The 21,247-nt window shown below is 47.7% G+C and carries 19 protein-coding genes; 6 read left to right on the forward strand and 13 right to left on the reverse strand.

Annotation, left to right across the window (positions count from 1 at the left end; all coding sequences use genetic code 11):
* The first annotated feature begins 58 nt into the window (after nt 1-58).
* Both QUB14_RS02735 and bchD read left to right on the forward strand, forming a co-directional pair.
* Nucleotides 59-1,342 (forward strand): HAMP domain-containing sensor histidine kinase, encoded by a 1,284-nt coding sequence (locus tag QUB14_RS02735; protein ID WP_333215015.1) that lies wholly within the window; start codon nt 59-61, stop codon nt 1,340-1,342.
* Nucleotides 1,343-1,376: 34 nt separating this feature from the next.
* Nucleotides 1,377-3,524, forward strand: coding sequence for a magnesium chelatase ATPase subunit D (gene bchD / locus QUB14_RS02740; RefSeq protein ID WP_333215013.1), 2,148 nt, complete (start codon nt 1,377-1,379; stop codon nt 3,522-3,524).
* Between the two features lie 75 nt (nt 3,525-3,599).
* On the opposite strand, the gene QUB14_RS02745 is transcribed toward bchD, so the two are convergent.
* Nucleotides 3,600-3,926, reverse strand: coding sequence for a PEP-CTERM sorting domain-containing protein (locus tag QUB14_RS02745; protein WP_190657859.1), 327 nt, complete (start codon nt 3,924-3,926; stop codon nt 3,600-3,602).
* Between the two features lie 564 nt (nt 3,927-4,490).
* Between QUB14_RS02745 and QUB14_RS02750 the strand changes: the two genes are divergently transcribed.
* Nucleotides 4,491-5,219 (forward strand): Bax inhibitor-1 family protein, encoded by a 729-nt coding sequence (locus QUB14_RS02750; protein ID WP_333215010.1) that lies wholly within the window; start codon nt 4,491-4,493, stop codon nt 5,217-5,219.
* A 252-nt stretch (nt 5,220-5,471) separates the two neighbouring features.
* A complete protein-coding gene (locus QUB14_RS02755; protein ID WP_333215008.1) occupies nt 5,472-7,055 on the forward strand; it encodes a tetratricopeptide repeat protein in 1,584 nt (527 codons plus the stop codon).
* Between the two features lie 85 nt (nt 7,056-7,140).
* Here QUB14_RS02755 and QUB14_RS02760 read toward each other — a convergent pair whose 3' ends face one another.
* Complete coding sequence (locus tag QUB14_RS02760; protein ID WP_333215006.1) at nt 7,141-7,887, reverse strand: Uma2 family endonuclease; 747 nt, start codon at nt 7,885-7,887, stop codon at nt 7,141-7,143.
* Between the two features lie 207 nt (nt 7,888-8,094).
* Here QUB14_RS02760 and prfB point away from each other — a divergent pair.
* Both prfB and rpsU read left to right on the forward strand, forming a co-directional pair.
* Nucleotides 8,095-9,229, forward strand: a protein-coding gene (gene prfB, locus QUB14_RS02765) for a peptide chain release factor 2 (protein WP_333215004.1) whose coding sequence is annotated in 2 segments (ribosomal slippage) — nt 8,095-8,166 and nt 8,168-9,229 — 1,134 coding nt in all. Because the reading frame shifts where the segments join, the coding sequence is not laid out codon by codon here.
* 172 nt (nt 9,230-9,401) lie between these two features.
* The gene (gene rpsU, locus QUB14_RS02770; protein ID WP_006632476.1) at nt 9,402-9,596 is read left to right on the forward strand and encodes a 30S ribosomal protein S21; all 195 of its coding nucleotides are present in this window, start codon (nt 9,402-9,404) and stop codon (nt 9,594-9,596) included.
* Between the two features lie 11 nt (nt 9,597-9,607).
* Here the strand turns inward: rpsU and QUB14_RS02775 are convergent, their stop codons facing one another.
* The 11 genes from QUB14_RS02775 to tal form a co-directional block, all read right to left on the reverse strand.
* Nucleotides 9,608-11,071 carry an AtzE family amidohydrolase gene (locus QUB14_RS02775; RefSeq protein WP_333215002.1) on the reverse strand — a complete coding sequence of 488 codons (1,464 nt, stop codon included), beginning with the start codon at nt 11,069-11,071 and terminating at the stop codon, nt 9,608-9,610.
* A gap of 24 nt (nt 11,072-11,095) precedes the next feature.
* Nucleotides 11,096-11,272, reverse strand: coding sequence for a DUF4089 domain-containing protein (locus tag QUB14_RS02780; protein ID WP_333215000.1), 177 nt, complete (start codon nt 11,270-11,272; stop codon nt 11,096-11,098).
* Between the two features lie 120 nt (nt 11,273-11,392).
* Nucleotides 11,393-11,845 (reverse strand): KGK domain-containing protein, encoded by a 453-nt coding sequence (locus QUB14_RS02785; RefSeq protein WP_333214998.1) that lies wholly within the window; start codon nt 11,843-11,845, stop codon nt 11,393-11,395.
* Between the two features lie 97 nt (nt 11,846-11,942).
* Nucleotides 11,943-12,395, reverse strand: coding sequence for a hypothetical protein (locus QUB14_RS02790; RefSeq protein WP_333214997.1), 453 nt, complete (start codon nt 12,393-12,395; stop codon nt 11,943-11,945).
* Between the two features lie 11 nt (nt 12,396-12,406).
* The gene (locus QUB14_RS02795; protein WP_333214995.1) at nt 12,407-12,715 is read right to left on the reverse strand and encodes a hypothetical protein; all 309 of its coding nucleotides are present in this window, start codon (nt 12,713-12,715) and stop codon (nt 12,407-12,409) included.
* A gap of 26 nt (nt 12,716-12,741) precedes the next feature.
* A complete protein-coding gene (codA, locus tag QUB14_RS02800) occupies nt 12,742-14,010 on the reverse strand; it encodes a cytosine deaminase (RefSeq protein ID WP_333214993.1) in 1,269 nt (422 codons plus the stop codon).
* 212 nt (nt 14,011-14,222) lie between these two features.
* Nucleotides 14,223-14,714: an ureidoglycolate lyase gene (locus QUB14_RS02805; RefSeq protein WP_333214991.1), complete on the reverse strand. Its 492-nt coding sequence runs from the start codon at nt 14,712-14,714 to the stop codon at nt 14,223-14,225.
* Between the two features lie 101 nt (nt 14,715-14,815).
* Nucleotides 14,816-16,366, reverse strand: a complete 1,551-nt coding sequence (locus tag QUB14_RS02810; protein WP_333214989.1) for a cobyrinate a,c-diamide synthase — start codon at nt 16,364-16,366, stop codon at nt 14,816-14,818.
* 355 nt (nt 16,367-16,721) lie between these two features.
* Complete coding sequence (gene opcA / locus QUB14_RS02815) at nt 16,722-18,086, reverse strand: glucose-6-phosphate dehydrogenase assembly protein OpcA (RefSeq protein WP_333214987.1); 1,365 nt, start codon at nt 18,084-18,086, stop codon at nt 16,722-16,724.
* Nucleotides 18,087-18,248: 162 nt separating this feature from the next.
* Nucleotides 18,249-19,778, reverse strand: coding sequence for a glucose-6-phosphate dehydrogenase (zwf, locus tag QUB14_RS02820; RefSeq protein WP_333214985.1), 1,530 nt, complete (start codon nt 19,776-19,778; stop codon nt 18,249-18,251).
* A gap of 261 nt (nt 19,779-20,039) precedes the next feature.
* The gene (gene tal / locus QUB14_RS02825; RefSeq protein WP_333214983.1) at nt 20,040-21,194 is read right to left on the reverse strand and encodes a transaldolase; all 1,155 of its coding nucleotides are present in this window, start codon (nt 21,192-21,194) and stop codon (nt 20,040-20,042) included.
* Nucleotides 21,195-21,247 lie beyond the last annotated feature (53 nt).

Genomic DNA, 21,247 nt, shown 5'->3' on the forward strand with positions numbered 1-21,247 from the left:
GAAAAAATCACCTCAAAACTACTTCTTTCGGCAGGGTCGCGAGCGCCCAAAGTTTGATATGGCGATCTGGCGATCGCTCAACTACAATGAAGCATGGGCAATCTCTGCCACACTCAACCCCCACGCACACATTATGGACTACAGCCAAGTGCTCGCCGAAAAAACCGATATTATCGTCCAAAACTGGATTGAAGCAGTTCGTCAGGATCGGAACATTGAAAGCGCTGACGCCTTAACGCACTCAGCAATCGAAAATCACATACCTCACCTGCTGGCGGCGATGGTCACAGTGCTTTCCCAATATCAAAACAGCGAAATAAAACTATTAATTGAAGCCAGTTTAGATCACGGATTTCTCAGAGCAGAACAAGGCTACGATGCTGCAGAAGTAGCGCGGGAATACCACTTATTGCGTCAAGTAATATTCTCGCAGTTAGAATCAGAATTGCTAGCAGGAACCACTGCCGACGTATTCAGAGCTTTTAGGCTGATAGATGCCGTAGTAGACGAAGCAATTGCCCAGTGTTTCAACAGCTACGTCGCTCAGAGGCTGCGGGAACTTCAACAAATCCAAACTCAGTTACAACTCACCAATCAAGAACTCTCTCGCCTTGTCAGCGTCCATCAAGAAAACGTCTACCATTTGGCTCACGAACTGAAAACTCCTCTCAACTCAATTATTGGTTATTCCGAACTATTCCTGCGAAAAGAAAAATGGCAATCTGAAGTCAAAGATACCCTCCCCGGCATCGAACACATCGAGCGAGTATTACGCAACGGCAGACACTTGCTTCGCATGATTAATGACACACTAGAACTTTCTCGCGCCAATGCCGGAAAAATTAAACTTAACCTGCGGCCCACTAATGTACAATCTGTAATTAACACCGTAGTAGAAATGATGCAGCCAATTGCTGATGCTAAAGGATTAAAGCTCGCTGTTACCAGCGACTGCGCCCCAACACAAGTAATCGCCGACCCACAGCGGCTGCAACAAATTCTGATCAACCTGGTGAGCAATGCCATTCGCTATACAGAATCTGGTAGCATCGAATTAAGTTGCCACCCTGCTGGAGACGGAAAGTGGGCGATCGCAATTACAGATACCGGCATTGGCATCGCCCCCGAAGATACAAAGCGCATCTTTGACCCCTTCTTTCAAGCAGGAGAAGCAGGCAAACAGCTCTTTCCCACCGAAAGCACTGGCCTGGGATTAGCAATAGTATCGCGGCTCGTCACGCTGCTGCAAGGCAAAATCGAGTTAGTATCAGAAATAGGAGTCGGCTCAACTTTTACCGTGATTCTGCCGCAAGAAGTTAAAATACTCCAAGAAGTAAGCTAAACATTAAGTTCAAATTTTTACATCCGAAAATCCTATGCCCGCAGCCAACCTTAGCCCTTCCACCACAGCCTTTCCCCTCACCGCCGTAGTCGGGCAAGAAGCAATCAAATTAGCTCTGCTGTTAGCAGCAGTCGATCCCGGATTGGGAGGAGTTGCGATCGCAGGCCGCCGCGGCACAGCAAAATCAGTAATGGCCCGCGCCTTGCACTCATTACTGCCACCCATTGAAATTGTTAAAGATTCTTTTTGCAACGCCGAACCTAATGATATTCTTGCAGAACAGGCATCAGGCTTGTTACCAGAAAATGGCGGGCAAGATACCCACACCACCGATAGTAATTCCTTAACTACTGAAATAATTCCCACACCATTCATTCAAATTCCTTTGGGTGTCACGGAAGACAGACTCTTAGGTTCAGTCGATGTCGAACAATCAGTAAAATTCGGTCAAACCGTATTTCAACCCGGACTCCTAGCCCAAGCAAATCGAGGCGTACTATATGTAGACGAAATTAACCTCCTCGATGACAACATTTCCAACCAATTGCTAACAGTATTAACCGAAGGGCGCAACCAAATAGAGCGCGAAGGCATTAGCTTCCAACACCCCTGCAAACCTCTATTTATCGCCACCTACAACCCCGAAGAAGGGCCGCTCAGAGAACATTTGCTCGATCGCATCGCGATCGTACTTTCAGCCGATGCAGCACTCGAAATAGAAGAAAGAGTCTATGCAGTAGAACAAGCTTTATCCTACTCCCGTTCCCCCCAAGACTTTCTCAATCAATACAGCGAAGACACCGACAACCTCAAAACCCAAATCATCCTAGCCAGAGAATGGCTCAAAGATGTCAGCATTAAACGCGAACAAATTGCCTACCTAGTAGAAGAAGCCATCCGGGGTGGCGTTCAAGGACACCGCGCCGAAATCTTCGCAGTCCGCGTCGCCAAAGCCGCCGCCGCCATGGAGGGACGCACAGAAGTTAACGCCGAAGACCTGCGCCGCGCCGTAGAATTAGTCATCGTACCCCGCGCCACCATCATCCAAACTCCCCCAGACGAAAACTCTCCTCCTCCTCCCCCCCCACCGCCTCCCCAAAAGCAGTCAGAACAAGAACAAGACGAACCAGAAAACGAGCAAGAAGACGAAGAAGACCAAGAGGATGAAGACAACCCGGAACCTGAAGAAGAACCAGAAAAAGATACCATTCCCGAAGAATTTCTCTTCGACCCCGAAGGCGTAATTCTCGACCCCAGCGTGCTTTTCTTCGCCCAAGCCGCCAGCCGCCAAGGCAAATCGGGCAGCCGCAGCACCATTTTCTCGGAAGATAGAGGCCGTTACGTCAAGCCAGTATTACCCAAAGGCCCCGTCCGCCGCATCGCCGTTGACGCCACCCTCAGAGCCGCCGCACCCTACCAAAAAGCCCGCCGCGACAGGAATTCTAACGCCCCCCAACCCTCCAGCAAGGGGGGGCAACAGGCGAGTCAACCCCCCCTTAGCAAGGGGGGGCAAGGGGGGGTTGAGCGCCGTGTATTTGTGGAACAGGGAGACATTCGGGCGAAGCGCTTGGCCAGAAAAGCTGGAGCTTTAGTCGTATTTGTCGTCGATGCCTCCGGTTCGATGGCGCTCAACCGGATGCAGTCGGCCAAAGGTGCAGTCATGCAGCTACTCACAGAAGCTTATCAAAGCCGCGACCAAGTTGCTCTCATTCCCTTTCGCGGAGAACAAGCAGAAGTGCTGCTACCGCCGACTCGCTCGATAGCCTTGGCCCGCAAGCGTTTGGAACGGTTGCCCTGCGGAGGCGGTTCCCCCCTGGCCCACGGTTTGACTCAAGCAGTGCGGGTGGGAGTCAACGCGCGGCAGTCTGGAGATATCGGTCAAGTTGCGATTGTCGCCATTACTGACGGACGCGGCAATATTCCTTTGGCTCGTTCTTTGGGCGAACCGATTGTAGATGGAGAAAAGCCTGATATTAAGCAGGAATTGTTAGAAATTGCTGCCAAAATTCGCGGGTTGGGAATGCAGTTGCTGGTGATTGATACCGAGAGCAAGTTTATTTCGACTGGCTTTGCGAAGGAATTGGCCAAGACTTCTGGAGGGAAATACTATCACTTGCCGAAAGCTACCGAACAGTCGATCGCAGCTATGACTAAAAATGCTCTGCGCGACGCGATCGGCTAAAATCCTGATACCCGGATTTATCTCGGTTTATCTGCGGTTAAAAATCAAAAAATTAGACTTTTTGCCAAAAAAAGTCTAATTTTTAACTCTCACTCTCCGGCGACTCAGCGCCAGCGAACCCGCAACTAAACCCAACCCTACCACCGTCGAAGGCTCAGGAATTCTTACCCGCAGAGGCTCCCGCCTTACCGTTGCCCGGTTCTGGGTTGAAAAAGTTGTACCTTGGGGGGCTTGACCGGTCTGAGCCAGCAGCAAATTTTCTGAACCCTGCCATGAAGCAGCGGTAGAAACGGCTCGGACATTAGCTGCAACTGCAGCTTGACCGCTGGAAATAACGGCGGCGACAGCCAATAAAATCCCGGCTGTAGGGGGCAATAATTTGCGTTCAAAAAAGGTGGGCATTGGACATTACCTATTTAGCAGTTTGTCGATAGAACTCAATCTTTTCATTAATTTTATCGGTATCCTCTGCCTGAGCTACTGTCTGAGCTACCTTAGCAATTAACGGAACCGATTTTAGATTTTAGATTTTATTTATATTTTATATTTTATATTTTAGATTATTGAAGTTTCTGGTCCCTAGTTTCAACTAAGTCGCAAATCAACAACCTAAAATCAACTGTGGCCCCTGCCTCTAGCATATACTCCTTAATCCCCAATCGTAAATCCCCCCTCCCAAATAGATTGACTTCAGCTATCTGTGATTCGATCGACTTTAAGCTAGCCCTTGGCTGCAGATAGCGCCGGTCCTTTAAACTCTATAGCTTTGCAGCGAGGCGCAACGGTGCCACACAGCAACACGGCACAGACCTGTACGCAGTCGATTATAAACAATCGATCCCTGGTTTGGAGTGATTTCACTCCCCTTCTTTATCAAATCTTTAAACTCTTTCAGATTTTGCAAACAAAGTGTAAAGCTGTCAAAATGATAGATAGCAATTCTCAGCCAAAATTAGGTAAATCCTCGTGAGTAACACTAGCAATTTCCGCGAAGCCGTGCGCGAGGCCAAAAACCACGCGCTGGTAGGCCCGAACGTCATCTCCAACGCTCTCCCCTTCGTGGGCGGCGGACTTGTCTTAACTGCTGTCGGCACCTACGGCGGCCTCGGAGTGATCCGTAACTATCCCGGGATCTTCTTTCCCACATTCATCGCCGCGATCGTCGTAGAATTAATTCTCTTCTTCATCGCCCGCGGCGCCGCCGAACAAGGCAATAAAAACACCGCTTTGCCCCTGCTGGCAACCTACAGCCTGCTTTCCGGCTACACTCTCAGCGGATTGGTATTTACAGCCCTCAGAACCCAAGGCGTCGGCATCTCCGGCATCGCTTTTGCAGCTCTCGGATGCGGCATTACCTTTATCGCCGCCCGCCAAATTGGCTCCAACCTTTCTGAACAAGACGGCATGGCCCTCACCAAAACTATCAGTTTAGGTGTGATTGCTTTGTTAGTCGTCGTTGGCGGTCAGTTTCTGCTCTCACTATTTGGCGTCTACACCCCAACCTGGTTGGAAATTGGCATTTCTGGCATCGGCGTGTTTATATTTGCCGGCGCTGCGATCGTCGATTTTTACATATTACCCCGCAGCTACCGCGACGACCAGTATTTGCCCGCTGCTCTGTCGATGTACTTGACCTACATCAACTTGTTCATTTTCATTCTGCGCCTGCTGATTGCTATCAACAGCCGCGATTAATGGAAACTTTAGCTTATTAAAAAAAACCGCGGCTCGATCGACATCCAGCCGCGGTTTTTTTTTTAATTAAGATTTGGAATCAAGATAGTCGTCATCGCCTCCTCTGTCCCTCATACAAAAAACTTATATCATGTTCAGAGCCGGCAGGCATAAGGTATAATTTTACTTTTTAATCACTTAATCAAAGCTCTTGTTATCTAATTGTGTCGATCGCGATTTCAATATTAATCACAAATTAATCGGAGAAAACTCATGTACTTAAAATATGAAGATATTAGGATAGTCAGCGTAGAAATTACCTCCAGGTGCAATGCAGCTTGTCCCCAGTGTCCCCGCACCGACAACCCGATTTTGCCGGGGGCGGAATTAAAGATGGAGGATATTGAGAGAATTTTCCCACAAGAGTTTTGCTCTCAGTTGGATTTGGTGTATATGTGTGGCAACTACGGGGATGCTATGACTAGCAATACCACAATTCCCGCGATCGAGTATTTGCACCGCATGGGAGTTCCTCATATCAGCCTGTATACCAACGGTAGCGGACGCAACCCTGAGTGGTGGCACAGGCTGGCACAGGCGATGACAGGAGAACACGATCGCGTAATTTTTAGTATCGACGGGTTGGCAGATACTAACAGCATCTACCGCCAAAATACCAACTGGGACAGGATAATGCAATCTGTTAATGCCTTTATCCAAGCTGGCGGAAAAGCTGTATGGCACTACTTGATATTTGAACACAACCAGCACCAAGTAGAAGCAGCGCGGGATTTAGCCCAACAACTAGGATTTGTCGAGTTTGTACCGAAAGCTACCTCTCGTTTTGTGGCGAAAGAGATTTATGACAAAGAGTCCGCCAATCAACAGCCTCAGAAGGCAGAAAACTCTCAGGTAGATGCTAAGAGCGATCGCCCCAACCAACCAGCAACAACTAATGCGTCAGCCCCTCAAAATCAAACACAGACGGCTGTTGGGTTGCACCAACAAGCTGAGGATTGTTTGAAACAAGGACAGCTCTCAGAGGCGATCGCAGCCAGCCAACAAGCCCTAAAAATTCAGCCTAATTTTGCAGCAGCCTGGAAAACTTTAGGCAATGCTGTTCAAGGTTTGGGGAAGATGCAAGCAGCAGCAGATTGTTACGCCAAGGCCCTCAAAATTCAGCCTAATTTTTCCGAAGTTTATGCTAATGTCGGCAGTCTTTATGCTCAACAGCAACAGTGGCAGCCAGCTAGTGCTTATTACCAAAAGGCGATCGAGCTTAAACCCAATTTTGCCGGAGCTTATCGCAATTTAGCTAAAGTGTTGACGCAGTTGGGCCAACCAGAAAAAGCAAATTATGCTTGGTATCAAGCTATAGCTATCGAAACCTCTCAAGCACCCGCTCAAACTCAGCCTATCCCATCAAAGCCAGCCAGCGAAGAACTCCAACCCCCATCATTGGAACAATATAAAAATCCACAGGGAGACCAATTTATCCAAGCTGTAGAAAAATTTGGTAGCCTAAATAATTACTACCGCAATGTAGAAATTAGCTGTCAAACTCAAGCCACCAAAGAGATTTTCATCAGTTTTGAAGCGGAACTCTGGCCTTGCTGTTGGGTAAGCCATACTAAATACGCTATTTATAACCACACTTACAGACCGCAAATGCTGGCTTTAATTGAAAAGTACGGAAATGGCTTTAATTCTCTGAGAACTCAATCGGTGAAAGATGCGATCGCCAGAGATTGGTTTCGCGAAGACCTCACAAAAAGTTTTTCCTGTTCTAAAAGGTTGGACGTATGCGCTCACGAATGCGGTAAAACTTTCAATTCAACAGGTTCGCAGTATATATAAGAAGTGAGTTGACTGTTGACTGTTGACTGTGGACTGTTGTCACAAAATAGAAGGAAGAATGCGGTGAAGCCGATCGAATTTCACGTCACGATTCAGGCAGGTTATCGGGATCGATCCCTTGCGATCGCAAATACTCAGCTAGGCGTTCGGCTCGCTGTTGTAGACCCTCGGCTCGCTGTCGTTCTACCCTCAACTCTTCGCGCATCTGCCCCGCCGCTGCATCCGGCAGGGGATAGACATTTCCTGACTCGTCGTACCAAACCAGAATTTCTTGCTCGATGCCCCCAATAACTTGCCCAGAGCGCCCCATGCCCAATCCCACTTCTGGCATCCAATAGGGTTCGCCAATCTGCTGCCGGTACTGCCCGTCAATCAGCTTGTAGGCTTCAAACGGTTGATGCCGATCGCGCCGCCAAAATTCGGGGTTGTAAATAATGTAGTACAAAACTCCTAAACCGGCATAAATCGACATCTTCTCGTCGTACTCCCCGCCGGGTTTGTGAGACACCATTTCCAATGCTAAGATCGGCACAACCTCGTTTTCTTCCCAGACAGCATAGCTGCGGCGAGATTTGCCTCCTTTTCGGCGCTCCACCCCCAAACTGAGAAACCCGTCGGGGACGACAGGCACTTTGGGACTGATTCCCGTCGTGTGATACACCGCCATATCCACCCCAAAGTACCAATCCATGCGAGCCGACCAAATGCTGGTCAGGACAAACAACAATAGGTTTGGCAGCAGATTCTGGTCTTCGTTATCCACAGGCGTATCGTCCGAACAGGGCAGGTCTTCGGTGGACGGCAAGCTGAATTTTAGTTCTGGGGAAATCATGGCAGTTAACTCCCATCTAGATCGTTAACCTGATTTTAGATTATAGCAACTTTTTTTTAATTTTGAATTTTGAATGCGGTAAAGTTTTTAATTCAATGGGTTCGGATTCGCACTATATCTAATCAGGAAGAAGCAATAACATTTTGTTGAAAGATTCCAATTTCAGCTAAAATCAAAAATACACCCCACAACGCCGGAGAACTAACAGTGGAAGTTCTAGACATCAAACACAATATCGCAACTTTGTCCGATCGACTGGGTACAACCCAGGACTATCTTTGACATCCCCGCACTTACAGCCAAAATTCAAGACTTAGAGCAAATCTGCGCCCAACCAGCATTTTGGGACGACCAAGATCGAGCTCAAGAAACCCTCCAAGAACTTAATGACTTCAAATCTCATTTAGACCAATATCGCGGCTGGCAAACGAGCTTGGAAGATGCTAAAGCTATTTTAGAACTGCTGGAGTTAGAAGCCGACGAGTCCCTGTTCCAAGAAGCCTCATCGAGTCTTTCTCAGTTAACCCGCGAACTCGACCAGTGGGAACTGCAACAATTACTATCGGGGCCCTACGACGAAGGCGGCGCCGTTTTGACAATTAACGCCGGGGCCGGCGGCACAGATGCTCAAGATTGGGCCGAAATGCTGCTGCGGATGTACACCCGCTGGGGTGAAAGTCAAGGTTACAAAGTACATTTAATGGAAATTTCCGAGGGAGAGGAAGCAGGTGTTAAATCGGCTTCTTTGGAAATTGTCGGCCGTTACGCTTACGGTTATATGCGATCGGAAAAAGGCACTCACCGCTTGGTCAGAATTTCGCCTTTTAACGCTAACGACAAGCGTCAAACCAGTTTTGCTGGCGTCGAAGTGATGCCAATTCTCGATCGATCCGTCAAGTTGGACATTCCAGAAAAAGATTTGGAAATCACGACTTCCCGCGCTGGCGGCAAGGGCGGGCAAAACGTTAACAAGGTAGAAACCGCAGTCCGCATCGTTCACATTCCTAGTGGTTTGGCCGTCCGCTGCACGGAAGAACGCAGTCAGTTGCAAAATAAGGAAAAAGCTTTGGCATTACTCAAGGCTAGACTGTTGGTGGTTGCTAAGGAACAGCGGGCTTCGGAAATTGCCGAGATTCGCGGCGACATGGTAGAGGCGGCTTGGGGCAACCAAATTCGCAATTATGTTTTTCACCCATACCAAATGGTCAAGGATTTGCGTACTGGGGTGGAAACAACCGCCATCGCAGATGTGATGAACGGCGAATTAGACCCGTTTATTCAAGCTTACCTGCGGCAGGAAAATCAGTTGATAGCCCAAACCGACGGAGCCGGGGGAATATAATTCGCGCGTCCACATACAAAGTCCGCTGGCGCGGACTAAATAATCAAGAGCGGTAATGGCAGCGGATTTGCTATAATTTTGGGGTTTTTGGCGATCGCCCGACCTTCAACAGGTTGCGCGGCCAAAAACCTTGATATGATAAAAATTGATCTAACGAACAAAAGGAGAAATAATGACCCAAGTTGTAATAGGCGAAAATGAAGGGATTGAGTCAGCCCTGCGACGGTTTAAGCGACAAGTTTCTAAAGCGGGTATTTTCCCCGACATGAGAAAGCACCGCCACTTTGAAACCCCGTTGGAAAAGCAGAAGCGCAAAGCTATTGCCAGAAGGACTAAGAGACGCTTTCACCGCAACAACAAACCCTAGAATTATTAGCACTAAATTGATTCGGCAGATATAATGCCTTGCGATTCTAGTACCGCAGCGACTCGGAGAATCACCGCTTCGCTGTAGGGAGCACCAATAATTTGTACCCCCAAGGGCAAAGCCCCGGGCCGCTGTACGGGCACGCAAAGAACGGGCAAGCCAATAAATGATAGGGGTTGGGTGAACAGTCCGAGATTGGGACGCACTAAGATTTCTTGTCCGGCTATTACCATTTTCTCGACGCCAATTTCAGGGGCAGCTATCGGGGTTGCGGGTGCGAGGATGATGTCTGTGTGTTGGAATATTTCGCGAATTCGATCGCGGTACCACTGTCTGAATCTCTGCGCTTGCAAGTACCAAGTCGCAGGGATCAGGGTTCCCGCTAAAAAGCGATCGCGCGTGGCAGGATCGAAGTCTTGAGGGCGCGATCGCAAATTGTCTAAATGCAAGTTTCCCCCCTCGCAAGCGGTAATGATAAATGCCGCAGCCCTGGCGCGATCGGATTCCGGTATGCTGACAGTTGCAAGCCCCCCTATTTTTGGGGGGTTTGTTGTTTTTTCGGTGTCCACACCACAATCCAAAACATTTGTCAAGGCTTTAGCAACTATTTCTACAGCATCCATTGCTTCCGGTTGAGTTCCTGTAGCGAAATACCCGTCAGCAACAGCAATTCGCAATCCTTCGATGCCTTGATTTAATTGTGGCGAACAAAGTTCAGGCGGGCGTTGAGTGCAAACTGGGTCACGAGAATCCGGGCCTTGCAGGATATCGTACAGCAGCGCCATATCTCTGATCGATCGCCCAAACGGCCCCACACAATCCAAACTACTCGAAAATAAATAAGCGCCAGCCCTAGACAAACGGCCGTAAGTAGGCTTAAACCCAAAGACACCACACAAAGCAGCCGGTACGCGGATGGAACCATTAGTATCAGAACCCAAAGTAAAAGGTACTAAACCGGCGGCGACTGCTGCTGCGGAACCGCCGCTGGAACCGCCGGCGATGCGGGTAGTATCGTGGGGATTGCGAGTCGGGCCGTAGTGGCTGTTTTCCGTGACGAAACCGTAGGCGTACTCATCCATGTTGAGAGTACCTACAAGCACAGCCCCGGCTTGTTTTAGTCTGGCGACCACCGCCGCGTCCTGGGTAGCCGGAGGATTGTCAGCGTTGATTTTTGACCCCGCTAGGGTGGTAATTCCGCCGATGTCGAACAGGTTTTTGACTGCGAAGGGAACGCCTGCTAAAGGGCCTGGGTTTTCGTTATTTGCGATGGAATTATCTATTTTTTCGGCTGCTGCGAGTGCGCTTGATGCAGTGATTGCAGTAAAGCAATTAAAAGCTTTATCCTTAACAGCAATCCGTTCCAAAGCAGCATTTACCGCCACTGTAGCCGTAACCTTACCCGATTTAACCGCCGCTGCCGTAGCAACCGCATCAGCCTTATCTAAAAAACATCTGCGTTCATCTGCGTTCATCGGCCCTCATCTGCGGTTAAAAATCTAAGGTTCAAACACCGGCGCGACTTCTATTTCTGGGGGTAAAGGAAACTCAGTAACGAGTCGGGCGATCGCAGCTATCCTCTCGAAGTTTACCACAACGCCTGGACGATGTTCCGGGTCTAACGGTAAGTTTATCAGTTCAGCGGTGCGATCGACATATTCTTCTATATTTACCATGAGTCCCTCTCAAAAAAACATCAGCGTTCATCCGCGTACATCCGCCCTCATCTGCGGTTTAAAATCTCAGGTTCAGATATAAGTGCGATCGATTATTGTATTGTAAGCGCGATCGGGCTGTCAGTTGTTATTGCTGAGTTTTTTGTATTCCTCGGATTGTCTGATATCATCTAAAGGCGATTTTTGCTTTGGTGGTTCATCTGGGAAAAACTTTATAGATGTCTGCGTTTTCCCAGAAAATTCTAAACCTCCATTAATTTCTATTTGAATCTTTCCTTTTTGCCAACCTTTAGAACCAATTTTGAGAAGTTGACAATCGATTCCTTGTTGAGAGGTTTTCCAGTTTATATTCCCTCCCATAATTTGGGTTTCTTCATTAATCTGTAGCTCTCTCATCATGTCAGAAAAATCAACCAGGCCATCCTTAATCCTAATATCAAGTATCTTCCTAAACTGGCTAGCCGCTAGCTCTTTCAATCGGCGCACCGTAAAAGTAGCTTTACCCAATAACAAAACATCATCCTCGCCGTTTAGTATCTCATAGCTTCTCTTTAGTTCATTTTTTTCGTTCATTTTTATTCCCCAATTCTGGTTATTCCTCTTTGATACCATTTCAAGCTATCTGAGTCAAGCTGGTAAAGAAATAAATTGACTAGCGCACTTTCCCAACTCAAACACTGACAGTTTCCCGCAACTTATCAACGGCAACATTCAGCGGAGGCAAAGTAAAATCCTCAGCATCCATCAATTCCTTAACCTTCTCAAAAATCTCAACCTCCGCCTCTTCCTGATCCGTCAGCTTATCATAAAAATAAGGGTCAGTAAACCACTGCTCAAACGCTATCATTAACAAACCATTGGGCGAAAGTTCAAACCGCCAATACTTAGAAACCCTACTGTCAACCACTTCAAACAGCGGTGCCGCATTATGGATAGGATAATAGCTGTAATTATCATTACAGATGTAGTACCAAATAGTGCCTTTCCATTCTCGGATAGCATAAACAACATATTCCTTGCCTATAGTTAGTGGCAACTCAACTTTTCTAGTATAACCGCGTGGCGCATCTATATATGTTTCAGGCAGAGATTCACCCGTATTAGCAATACAACGAATTTTCATAACTTGATTACCTACAGATTTTTAGGGGCTGTTTTGGGATACTGTCGCTTGAACTTAAACTCCACATCTTGAAGAGTCTGACTGTTCCGAAACCAATGGACTTGTACAAAAGCTCCATTAATTTCAAAAGCCTCAATACTTGTCATTTTATCCCAATCTTCAGAATTCCCGCCATAAACAGCAATAAGTCTCGGTGCATCCCCCAACAATCTATCTGTACCGCAATGAATTACTATGCAATTACCAGCCTTAGCATCTTGCCGGAGCAATTGCTCTGGTAAATTTCTGGGACTCTCATCGGGAATAGCACCTTGATTCACAATTTAACAGCTTCAAATATTGTTTTTCAAACCGGATAAAAACTAATTTTAGCAGGTTCAGTTTCCGCCAGCAACTTTCCCCGCGAAATCACATACCGAACTGCAGCGCGCCTCCTAATTGCCTCGTAACAATCCTCAGCATCCAACACAATCAAATTTGCAGGTTTCCCCGCATCTATCCCATAATTATCATCTCCCAGATTGAGAGTTTTAGCACCGTTCACAGTGACCATATTAAAACAAGCTGCAATCTCAGCCATTCCCGTCATCTGACAAACATGAACCGCCATATGAGCGACATCCAACATATTTCCCGTACCTAAACTATACCAAGGATCTTGCACGCAGTCGTGGCCAAAACTCACATTCAATCCCTGCTGCCACAACTCCTTAACCCGCGTAACTCCACGGCGTTTGGGATAAGTATCAGCGCGGCCTTGTAGGGTGATATTAATTAAAGGATTGGCAATAAAATTAATTCCCGATTTTGCCAAACTTCCCATCAGCTTAAAAGCATAAGCATTGTTGTAAGAACCGAAGGCCGTCGTGTGGCTAGCTGTCACCCGCGAGCCCGCCCCGCTTCTAATCGCACAAGCTGCTACAACTTCCAAAAACCTCGACTGTTCATCATCGATTTCATCGCAGTGAACATCTATTAATCTATTGTATTTTTCAGCAAGTTCAAATATTCGCTCAACCGACTTCACCCCATCTTCCCGCGTCAACTCATAATGCGGAATCCCGCCCACAGCATCCGCACCCATATCCAGAGATTTCTCTAAAAGTTTGTCATTTTCTGGACTTCCGTAAATCCCGTCTTGGGGAAAAGCCACAACTTGCAGAGTCATCCAATCTTTGACTTGTTCTCGAACTTCCAAAAGTCCTTGCAAAGCAGTCAGCGTCGGTTCGCTAACATCAGCGTGACTCCTGACAAACAAAATCCCTTGAGACGCTTGCAGCCTTAAACTTTCTACAGCCCGTTTTTTGACATCATCCAGAGTTAAACTTTGCTTGCGTTCCCCCCAGATTTGAATTCCCTCGAACAAAGTGCCGCTTTGATTCCATCGCGGTTCCCCCGCAGTCAAAGCCGAATCGAGATGAATGTGCGACTCGACAAAAGGAGGACTAACTAAATTGCCTTGAATGTCGATTTCGCGTTCCCCAAGTTCTGAGATGTGCGGCGAAACGGCGACTATTTGCTCATTCTCAATAGCAATATCAACCGTTGGGCGATCGTCGATCGCACCTAACAAACGACATTGGCGCAGAACAATGCTATACTTTTGCTCAGGCATGACAATTGCACCTAAATTTAACACTTGTAAACGCGATCCTTCCTAGTTGCTACTCAGCCTAGTGAGACCAAAAGAATTTCCCAATCACTTGCGAACCCCCTCCTTCTCCTCCTCTGCGTCCTCTGCGCCCTCTGCGGTTAAAAAATCTTACTCAAAAAACCCGCCTATAACCATGATCACCCACAAAAAAGCGCAACTACAAATCGCCAACATCACACAATCTCAAACTCCAGATTGTGATTTTTCACCAAATCAAAGCTAAAATGGTCAACCACATTAGTATTGCTCAACTCCAGATTGTAAAAATCAACAAAATCCGCATCAAAATACGGCCCAGCGTGCCAAGTTCCCACATCTAACTTAATAAAACAATTGCCCGGAATCCGAAAAGCAGCCATATCCTCTAAACTCGGTTTATAGCTATCCCCAGGAGGCGCAACCGCCATCAACCAATCCTTCCCCTCCAACGAACCCAAACACTGAGTACATTGAACGTGTCGTGTAATTTTGCCAAACTTGCGACCTTTATGGTGCAGCCGCATAATGTAAAATCTAGGAATGCCATTTTGCAATTTTAACTGAGCATCCTCAGCATCGAAAGACTTGCCATCAACAGCCGGAAAGATAACTTGACCGTAACTCCGAAAATTCTCCGGTGTCACCCATTGTGCGGATAACTGCTTAGTCGAAATTGATTCGCTCATAAATCCCAACATCTCTAGCTTGATCCGTCACGAATATTCTAATACAGTAACTCGTCTCTTTTCTCTTCTGTGTGTCCTTTGTGGCCTCTGCGGTTAATTAATTAAATAAAAAAATCTAGTTTGCTTTCTCGATCGCCCAAATTACCCTTACAATCAAACTCAGCACACTGCTGCAAAAAACGAGCCGGAATATCAGGACGAGCACCCCAATGCAAATGCAAATAAGAAGCGTGCACTTGACAAACTCCCCAACCTTCAGCAACCGCCTCAACCTCCCCCCGCTTCCCATACCTCCAACTGTGATAAACTGGATTACTCGGTTGCACAGTTAAATGCGATCGATGAAACTCATGTCCCCAAACCTCATCAAGAGCAGTTAACACCGAACTATCCCTCACCGCCACAGCTTCTCGGTATCCCAGCGTCAAACGCTTTCCCATCGCAGCAGCAGTTTTCAGCACTCCCACCCCTGGCCAAGAATTGCCATCGAAGTCTACAATAGAATCACACAAATACATCAAACCGCCGCACTCCGCATAAGTCGGCATTCCCGAAAAAATCGCACTTCTTACCGCATCCCGAATTAAAACATTACCGCTCAATTTTTGAGCAAACACTTCGGGAAAACCGCCGCCAAAATACAACCCCTGCACATTGTTAGGAAAAACCGAGTCATCAAGCGGGCTCCAAAACACCAACTCCGCACCCAACTCTTCCAACAAATCAAGATTGTCCTGATAGTAAAAATTAAAAGCCCGATCGCGCGCAACCGCAATCCTCACTCCAAATTGTTTTCCCAAACAGTTGACAACATCATCTTTTTGAGTTATAATCCCCGAAGGGAGACCGTGCCTACCCGAAAGTTGCTCTGACCCCTCACCCCCCTCATTTCGAGTTGCAGCCAACAAAGGCAAAAGTTGCTCCCAGTCAAAACTAACAGCAGCCAAATCCGCTAACTTATCGATCGCAGCATGAAGATTCGGCAACTCCTCAGCCGGAATCAAACCCAAATGTCGATCGGGAATAGTAACAGCCTCGTCCCTACGCAAAACGCCTAAAATCGGTAAATTGAGCGGTTTGAGAGCATCTTGAAGCAGTTCCAAATGTCGATCGCTCGCCACCCGATTCAGCACCAAACCAGCGAATTTAAGGTCAGGGTTAAAAGAACGAAAACCGTGAGCGATCGCAGCCACAGAGCCAGACAGCCTGCTGCAATCTATCACAAACAATACCGGCAAATTCAGCAAATAAGCCACATGAGCCGTAGAAGCAAAGGAAAAATCATAATTGCCTTCTTCTTTTCGATAATTAATCCGTGTATCCGTGTCAAAATCCGTGTCGTGCCTTCGTGATTCCTGATTCCTTCGACTCACTCCATCAAATAGTCCCATCACCCCTTCAACTAAGGCATAATCGACATCTTGAATATGACGAGAAAAACACTTTTTTACATAAGATTCAGACGTTAATACCGGGTCTAAATTCCGACAGGGGCGACCAGTAACAAAAGCATGAAACATGGGGTCAATGTAATCCGGGCCTACCTTAAAAGACTGAACATTCAAGCCGCGGCGGATTAAATAAGCTAAAAGGGCGATCGTTACAGTAGTCTTTCCCGCCCCGCTGCGTTCGCCAGCAATTACTAAAGTCATAGTTCTAGATTAGCTACAAAAAATACAGAAAGCAGACAACTGATAAAGTTATGAGTATTGGTATCGAACTTTTCAAATAATACCTATTTAACGAACCGCGAAGACGCGAAGACCGCGAAGGAAGAAGGAGAAGAAGAGAGGTAATTTTGTGGCTTTTTGGAAGTAATTTAACGTTTTGAATCAAAGAATATGATTAATTCAAACTCATAACTTCTAACTCACAACCCCTAAAAAAGTAGGGCAGACATTGCCTGCCCCACTGAATATTAACTCAATCCTTCTTGCTTCTTCCTGACATCCGTTACATCCGTTACATCCGTTACATCCGTTACAGAATCCGTTGCCGAACTTCTTTTTACCGCTTAGCTAACTTCAGCATTTGAGCCGTCACTGCCAAACTTTCTTCGTAAAGCACATCTCGGCCCCAACTCTGCAAGTGCTGGCCCAGCAAGTGTTCCGTCACCTGATCGAATAGAGGACTCACCTGGTTAAACCGATCGGTTTGAGCGCCGCCCTTCGTTTCCATCCGCATACAGCCACCCACTTCCGAACATAGAACTGTACCGCAGTCAGCCTTTTCGTTCGTAGAATTCAAACGCAGAGCAATCAAATCGCCCGGGACATCACCCGTATCCGCAGTAGGAATAGCAGCCAACTCGGCTTCGACAACCCGTTCGTCCGGCCCCGCGAATTTAATTCGCTTGATTTGGTAATCGCCCTCTTCTTGTTTGAAAGCAACCGGACGCCACTGAAGCCGGCTCGCCAGCCAACCCAAATACATCAGCGCTTGCGTAGAATTGTCCTGTTCGTAATCGATCGTCACCCGATCGATTTCCCGAATCGCAGCGCGACGTTCCGGGGCGTCAAAAGCCTCAGCAGCCAACTCCTGCCACGCAGCCAGCCGGCGCCAATTGAGATCCGCGATCGGAATTCCCTCCTCAATCAGACTGTGCATCAACAGCAATTCAGCTTCAGACTCGGCAAAGCTGCTAGAGTCAACAATCACAGAACTGCTAATTGTCGCCAGTCGCTGGAACAAACCTCGATCGGCATCAGGATTCGCTTTCCACCACAGCAGCGTCGGCAAATCCGGGATCGTCAACGCCGTCACGATGCCGCTCACCCGTTCCAGCGCCGCTTCCGTACCCCGGAGCGTAATGTACTCGCAGCAGATCAGATTGCCGGTGGTGCGCTTGTGAACCGGACAATAAGCAGCCACTTGAGCCTGCACGCCCGTATCTTCCCCCGCCGTCGGACACAGAGCAATAATCCGGCAGGGATTGGCAGCCACGATCGCGTCAGCCACCCCCGAACCCCCGGAACCCAAACCACTCGATCCCATCTCCTCGCCATTGGAATTTTTGCGAGCCACTTCTTCCCGCAAAGTCGCCAGCAATTCAGCGTTAGGTTTGCCAGTTCTCGGCAGCCCGTAAGCTTTTTGAGCCGCCCTGATGCTAGATGCCGTCATCGGCCCGGTAATACCGTCCACCGGCCCGTCGTAAAACCCCAGATCCGCTAATAACCGCTGAGTTTCTTCGGGTTCGTAGACTACAAAAGTAAAAGTTGTTGCCCTACTAGCGATCGGAACATCCCCCTTTGACCCAGATTCTCTGTAACTTTCCCAAATTTGACTCAATTCTGCCTCTATCTGGTCGAGCGACACATCTTTAGGATTTTGCAGCGAAACCAGAGGCGGAGCTTTCATAGGTGTCATCGTCATAAATCTTCTCTCCCTTGTGATCAGTCATTAGTCATTGGTTATTAGTCATGGGTCATTAGTCATTAGTTATTAGTTAGTAGTTATTAGTTAGTAGTTATTAGCTAATCACTAATACTAATGCTGACCAATAACTAATGACTAATAACTGCTGACTAATTACTCTTAAAGTCTGCGCCACTTGCGGCCGTCTCTGTTAATTAGCAGTTCTGCTTCCGCAGGTTCCCAAGTACCCGCTTCGTATTTAGGAACCAAATCTTGGTCGTTGGACGATTCCCACTCCATCAGCGCCGGTGTTACCACCCGCCAAGCTTCTTCCACTTCATCAGAACGGGTAAACAAAGTTTGGTCGCCCAGCATACAGTCAATTAACAGTCGATCGTAAGCATCCGAAGATGTCACCCCAAAGGAAGAACCGTAACTGAAATCCATATCCACCGTCCGCGTCCGCAAATCCGGCCCCGGCATTTTCGCCTCAAACCTCAGCGAAATCCCCTCGTTCGGATGCACGCGCATAGTCAAAACGTTAGGAGTAGTTTGTTGGGCCGCGGACTGAAAGATTAGCAGCGGAACTTCGCGGAACTGAATCGCAATTTCGCTAACTTTTTTCGGCAACCGTTTGCCGGTTCGCAGGTAAAAAGGCACTCCCTGCCAGCGCCAGTTGTCAATCATAAACTTCATCGCCACAAAAGTCGGGGTTGTCGAGTTGGGAGCAACCCCCGGTTCTTCGTGATATCCCGGCACCTGTTTGCCCTTCATCCAACCTGCGGAATATTGACCCCGAATCGCTGAGAAGTCCAAGTTATTCAAATCTGCCAAGCGAGTTGCTTGCAGAACTTTCATCTTTTCGGTGCGGATGCTGTCAGCGTCCAAGGAATTCGGCGGTTCCATCGCCGTCAGACAGAAAATCTGCATCAAGTGGTTTTGCAGCATATCCCGCAACGCCCCAGATGATTCGTAGTAACCGGCCCGGTCTTCTACGCCTACTGTTTCTGCAACTGTAATTTGTACGTGATCGACAAATTGCCGATTCCACAGGGGTTCAAAAATCGCGTTAGCAAACCGGAATACCATTAAATTCTGAACAGTTTCTTTACCCAAATAGTGGTCGATCCGGTAAACTTGCTGTTCTTGGCAAACCTGCTGCACGACTCGGTTGAGAGCTTTTGCCGAACTCAAGTCGCGGCCGAAGGGTTTTTCAATTACCAAGCGGTGTTTTGCTGGATCGACCAGCATTTGAGCCGCGCCCAGTTGCCTAATTGCTTCTGGGAAAAAGTTGGGGGAAACTGAGAGATAAAATATGTGATTGCCGCGAGTTCTCCTTTCTTCGTCGAGTTCCGCTAAGAAAGCTTTGAGTTTTTGATAGCTTTCCGGGTTGTCAATGTCGCCGGGACAGTAGTACAAACCTTGAGCGAAATCTTGCCAAAATTCTTCATTGCCAATGCCGCCACCAAATTCTTCAATACCTTCGCGCATTTGCTCTCGGAAGTAATCGTGACTCCAAGGGCGACGGGCTACTCCCACGACTGTAGTTTCCGGTGGCAAGCGCCGATCGCGCTTCATCTGATAAATTGCAGGTACCAGTTTGCGCTGGGTGAGATCCCCAGAAGCTCCGAAGATTACCAGAATTTGTGGTTCCGGCACCCGTTCTTTTCGCAAACCGACCCGCAGTGGATTTTCAAGTAGCGTTACCATTATTTATTTTCCTTGTTCTAGTGGTGTTAACCCTGCCAAGACACCATGATAGTTTGCGGTCATTTCTGCTAGTTGCTGGGTGAGAGAATTAATCGGTTCTTCATACTGCTAGAGGAGGCAGATGATTTGGCTCTCTAGGAACTCAGAGAGCCATTAATCTCAAAATCCCTAGAGAGGATTTAAAACTCGGCATTTAAGAACCCAAATAATTATCTATTCCGATTCCTAAATGCTTCTGCCTTTCAGGATACAGATATCTGCCTAAGCGACGGGTGACAACTTCTGGACTTTCTCTTGCAAGGAATCCATCAGGGATTGGAACGGCCCGACAAATTTTGCAATCCCGTCGAGGAGCAAGTCTTCCATCACTTTGTCCAAGTTGATGTCGATGTCGGGATCTTTGAGACTTTCGATCAGGGTGTAAGCTTCTGCAACGTTGTTCTCAATCCGGGGTGCGACATCGCAGTGATCGAAACAAGCTTCAACGGTGTTCGGCGGCAAAGTGTTAACGGTTTCGGGGCCGATTAGTTCATCGACGTACATGACATCGCTGTAGTTGGGGTTTTTGGTGCTGGTGGAAGCCCACAGCAAGCGCTGTACTTTCGCTCCCTTGGCCGCTAAAGCTTGCCAGCGATCGCTCGCTACGATCTCTTTATACTTCTGGTAAGCTACCTTCGCATTGGCGATCGCAATTTTCCCCTTCACCGCTTCCAGTTTGGCTTTTGTGGAAATATCTGTGACATTTTTGAGTTTCTCGTCAATCTTGCCATCGACATTGATGTCGATCCGGCTCAAGAAGAAACTGGCAACAGAAGCAATATTGCTCACATCCAAACCTTTAGCCACCCGCGCTTCCAAACCGCGAATGTAAGCCCAGAAGGTTTCGACGTAGCTGTCAACCGAGAACAGCAAAGTCACGTTAACGTTAATGCCTTCGCTGATGACTCGCTCGACTGCGGGCAAACCTTCAGCGGTTCCCGGAATCTTAATCATCACGTTTTCTTTGCCGAGGGCTTGGTAATAGCGTATGGCTTCGCTAATCGTGCTTTCTGTGTCGTTGGCGATCGTCGGTGGCACTTCGATACTGATGTAACCGTCCAAACCCTTCGACTCTGCGTAAACGGGGGCGAAGATGTCGCAAGCGTTGCGGATATCTTCAAATACCAGAGATTCGTAAATCTCCATTACAGATTTACCCGCCCGGATGCCCGCTTCGATATCCGCGTCGTAAATCACATTACCCGCGATCGCTTTCTCAAAAATAGCCGGATTAGATGTAATCCCGCGCAGTCCCCGACTTTCAATCATCTGTTTTAGTTCGCCGGACTCGATCAGATCGCGAGTCAAATTGTCCATCCAGATACTTTGGCCAATTTCTTTGATTTCTAACAGGTGATTCGTTTGTGTTGCTGTCATTACTGTAACTCCTACAATTTGATAGCTGTTAATTGGGACTTGGAAATTGGAAA

Source organism: Microcoleus sp. B3-D2, from assembly GCF_036705345.1.
Lineage (GTDB): Bacteria > Cyanobacteriota > Cyanobacteriia > Cyanobacteriales > Microcoleaceae > Microcoleus.

Bases quoted from the DNA above. Each gene is read 5' to 3' on its own strand.
- QUB14_RS02735 (WP_333215015.1), top strand. From the start codon at position 59: ATGGCGATCTGGCGATCGCTCAACTACAATGAAGCATGGGCAATCTCT.
- bchD (WP_333215013.1), top strand. From the start codon at position 1,377: ATGCCCGCAGCCAACCTTAGCCCTTCCACCACAGCCTTTCCCCTCACC.
- QUB14_RS02745 (WP_190657859.1), bottom strand. From the start codon at position 3,926: ATGCCCACCTTTTTTGAACGCAAATTATTGCCCCCTACAGCCGGGATT.
- QUB14_RS02755 (WP_333215008.1), top strand. From the start codon at position 5,472: ATGTACTTAAAATATGAAGATATTAGGATAGTCAGCGTAGAAATTACC.
- QUB14_RS02760 (WP_333215006.1), bottom strand. From the start codon at position 7,887: ATGATTTCCCCAGAACTAAAATTCAGCTTGCCGTCCACCGAAGACCTG.
- rpsU (WP_006632476.1), top strand. From the start codon at position 9,402: ATGACCCAAGTTGTAATAGGCGAAAATGAAGGGATTGAGTCAGCCCTG.
- QUB14_RS02775 (WP_333215002.1), bottom strand. From the start codon at position 11,071: ATGAACGCAGATGAACGCAGATGTTTTTTAGATAAGGCTGATGCGGTT.
- QUB14_RS02780 (WP_333215000.1), bottom strand. From the start codon at position 11,272: ATGGTAAATATAGAAGAATATGTCGATCGCACCGCTGAACTGATAAAC.
- QUB14_RS02785 (WP_333214998.1), bottom strand. From the start codon at position 11,845: ATGAACGAAAAAAATGAACTAAAGAGAAGCTATGAGATACTAAACGGC.
- QUB14_RS02790 (WP_333214997.1), bottom strand. From the start codon at position 12,395: ATGAAAATTCGTTGTATTGCTAATACGGGTGAATCTCTGCCTGAAACA.
- codA (WP_333214993.1), bottom strand. From the start codon at position 14,010: ATGCCTGAGCAAAAGTATAGCATTGTTCTGCGCCAATGTCGTTTGTTA.
- QUB14_RS02805 (WP_333214991.1), bottom strand. From the start codon at position 14,714: ATGAGCGAATCAATTTCGACTAAGCAGTTATCCGCACAATGGGTGACA.
- QUB14_RS02810 (WP_333214989.1), bottom strand. From the start codon at position 16,366: ATGACTTTAGTAATTGCTGGCGAACGCAGCGGGGCGGGAAAGACTACT.
- opcA (WP_333214987.1), bottom strand. From the start codon at position 18,086: ATGACGATGACACCTATGAAAGCTCCGCCTCTGGTTTCGCTGCAAAAT.
- zwf (WP_333214985.1), bottom strand. From the start codon at position 19,778: ATGGTAACGCTACTTGAAAATCCACTGCGGGTCGGTTTGCGAAAAGAA.
- tal (WP_333214983.1), bottom strand. From the start codon at position 21,194: ATGACAGCAACACAAACGAATCACCTGTTAGAAATCAAAGAAATTGGC.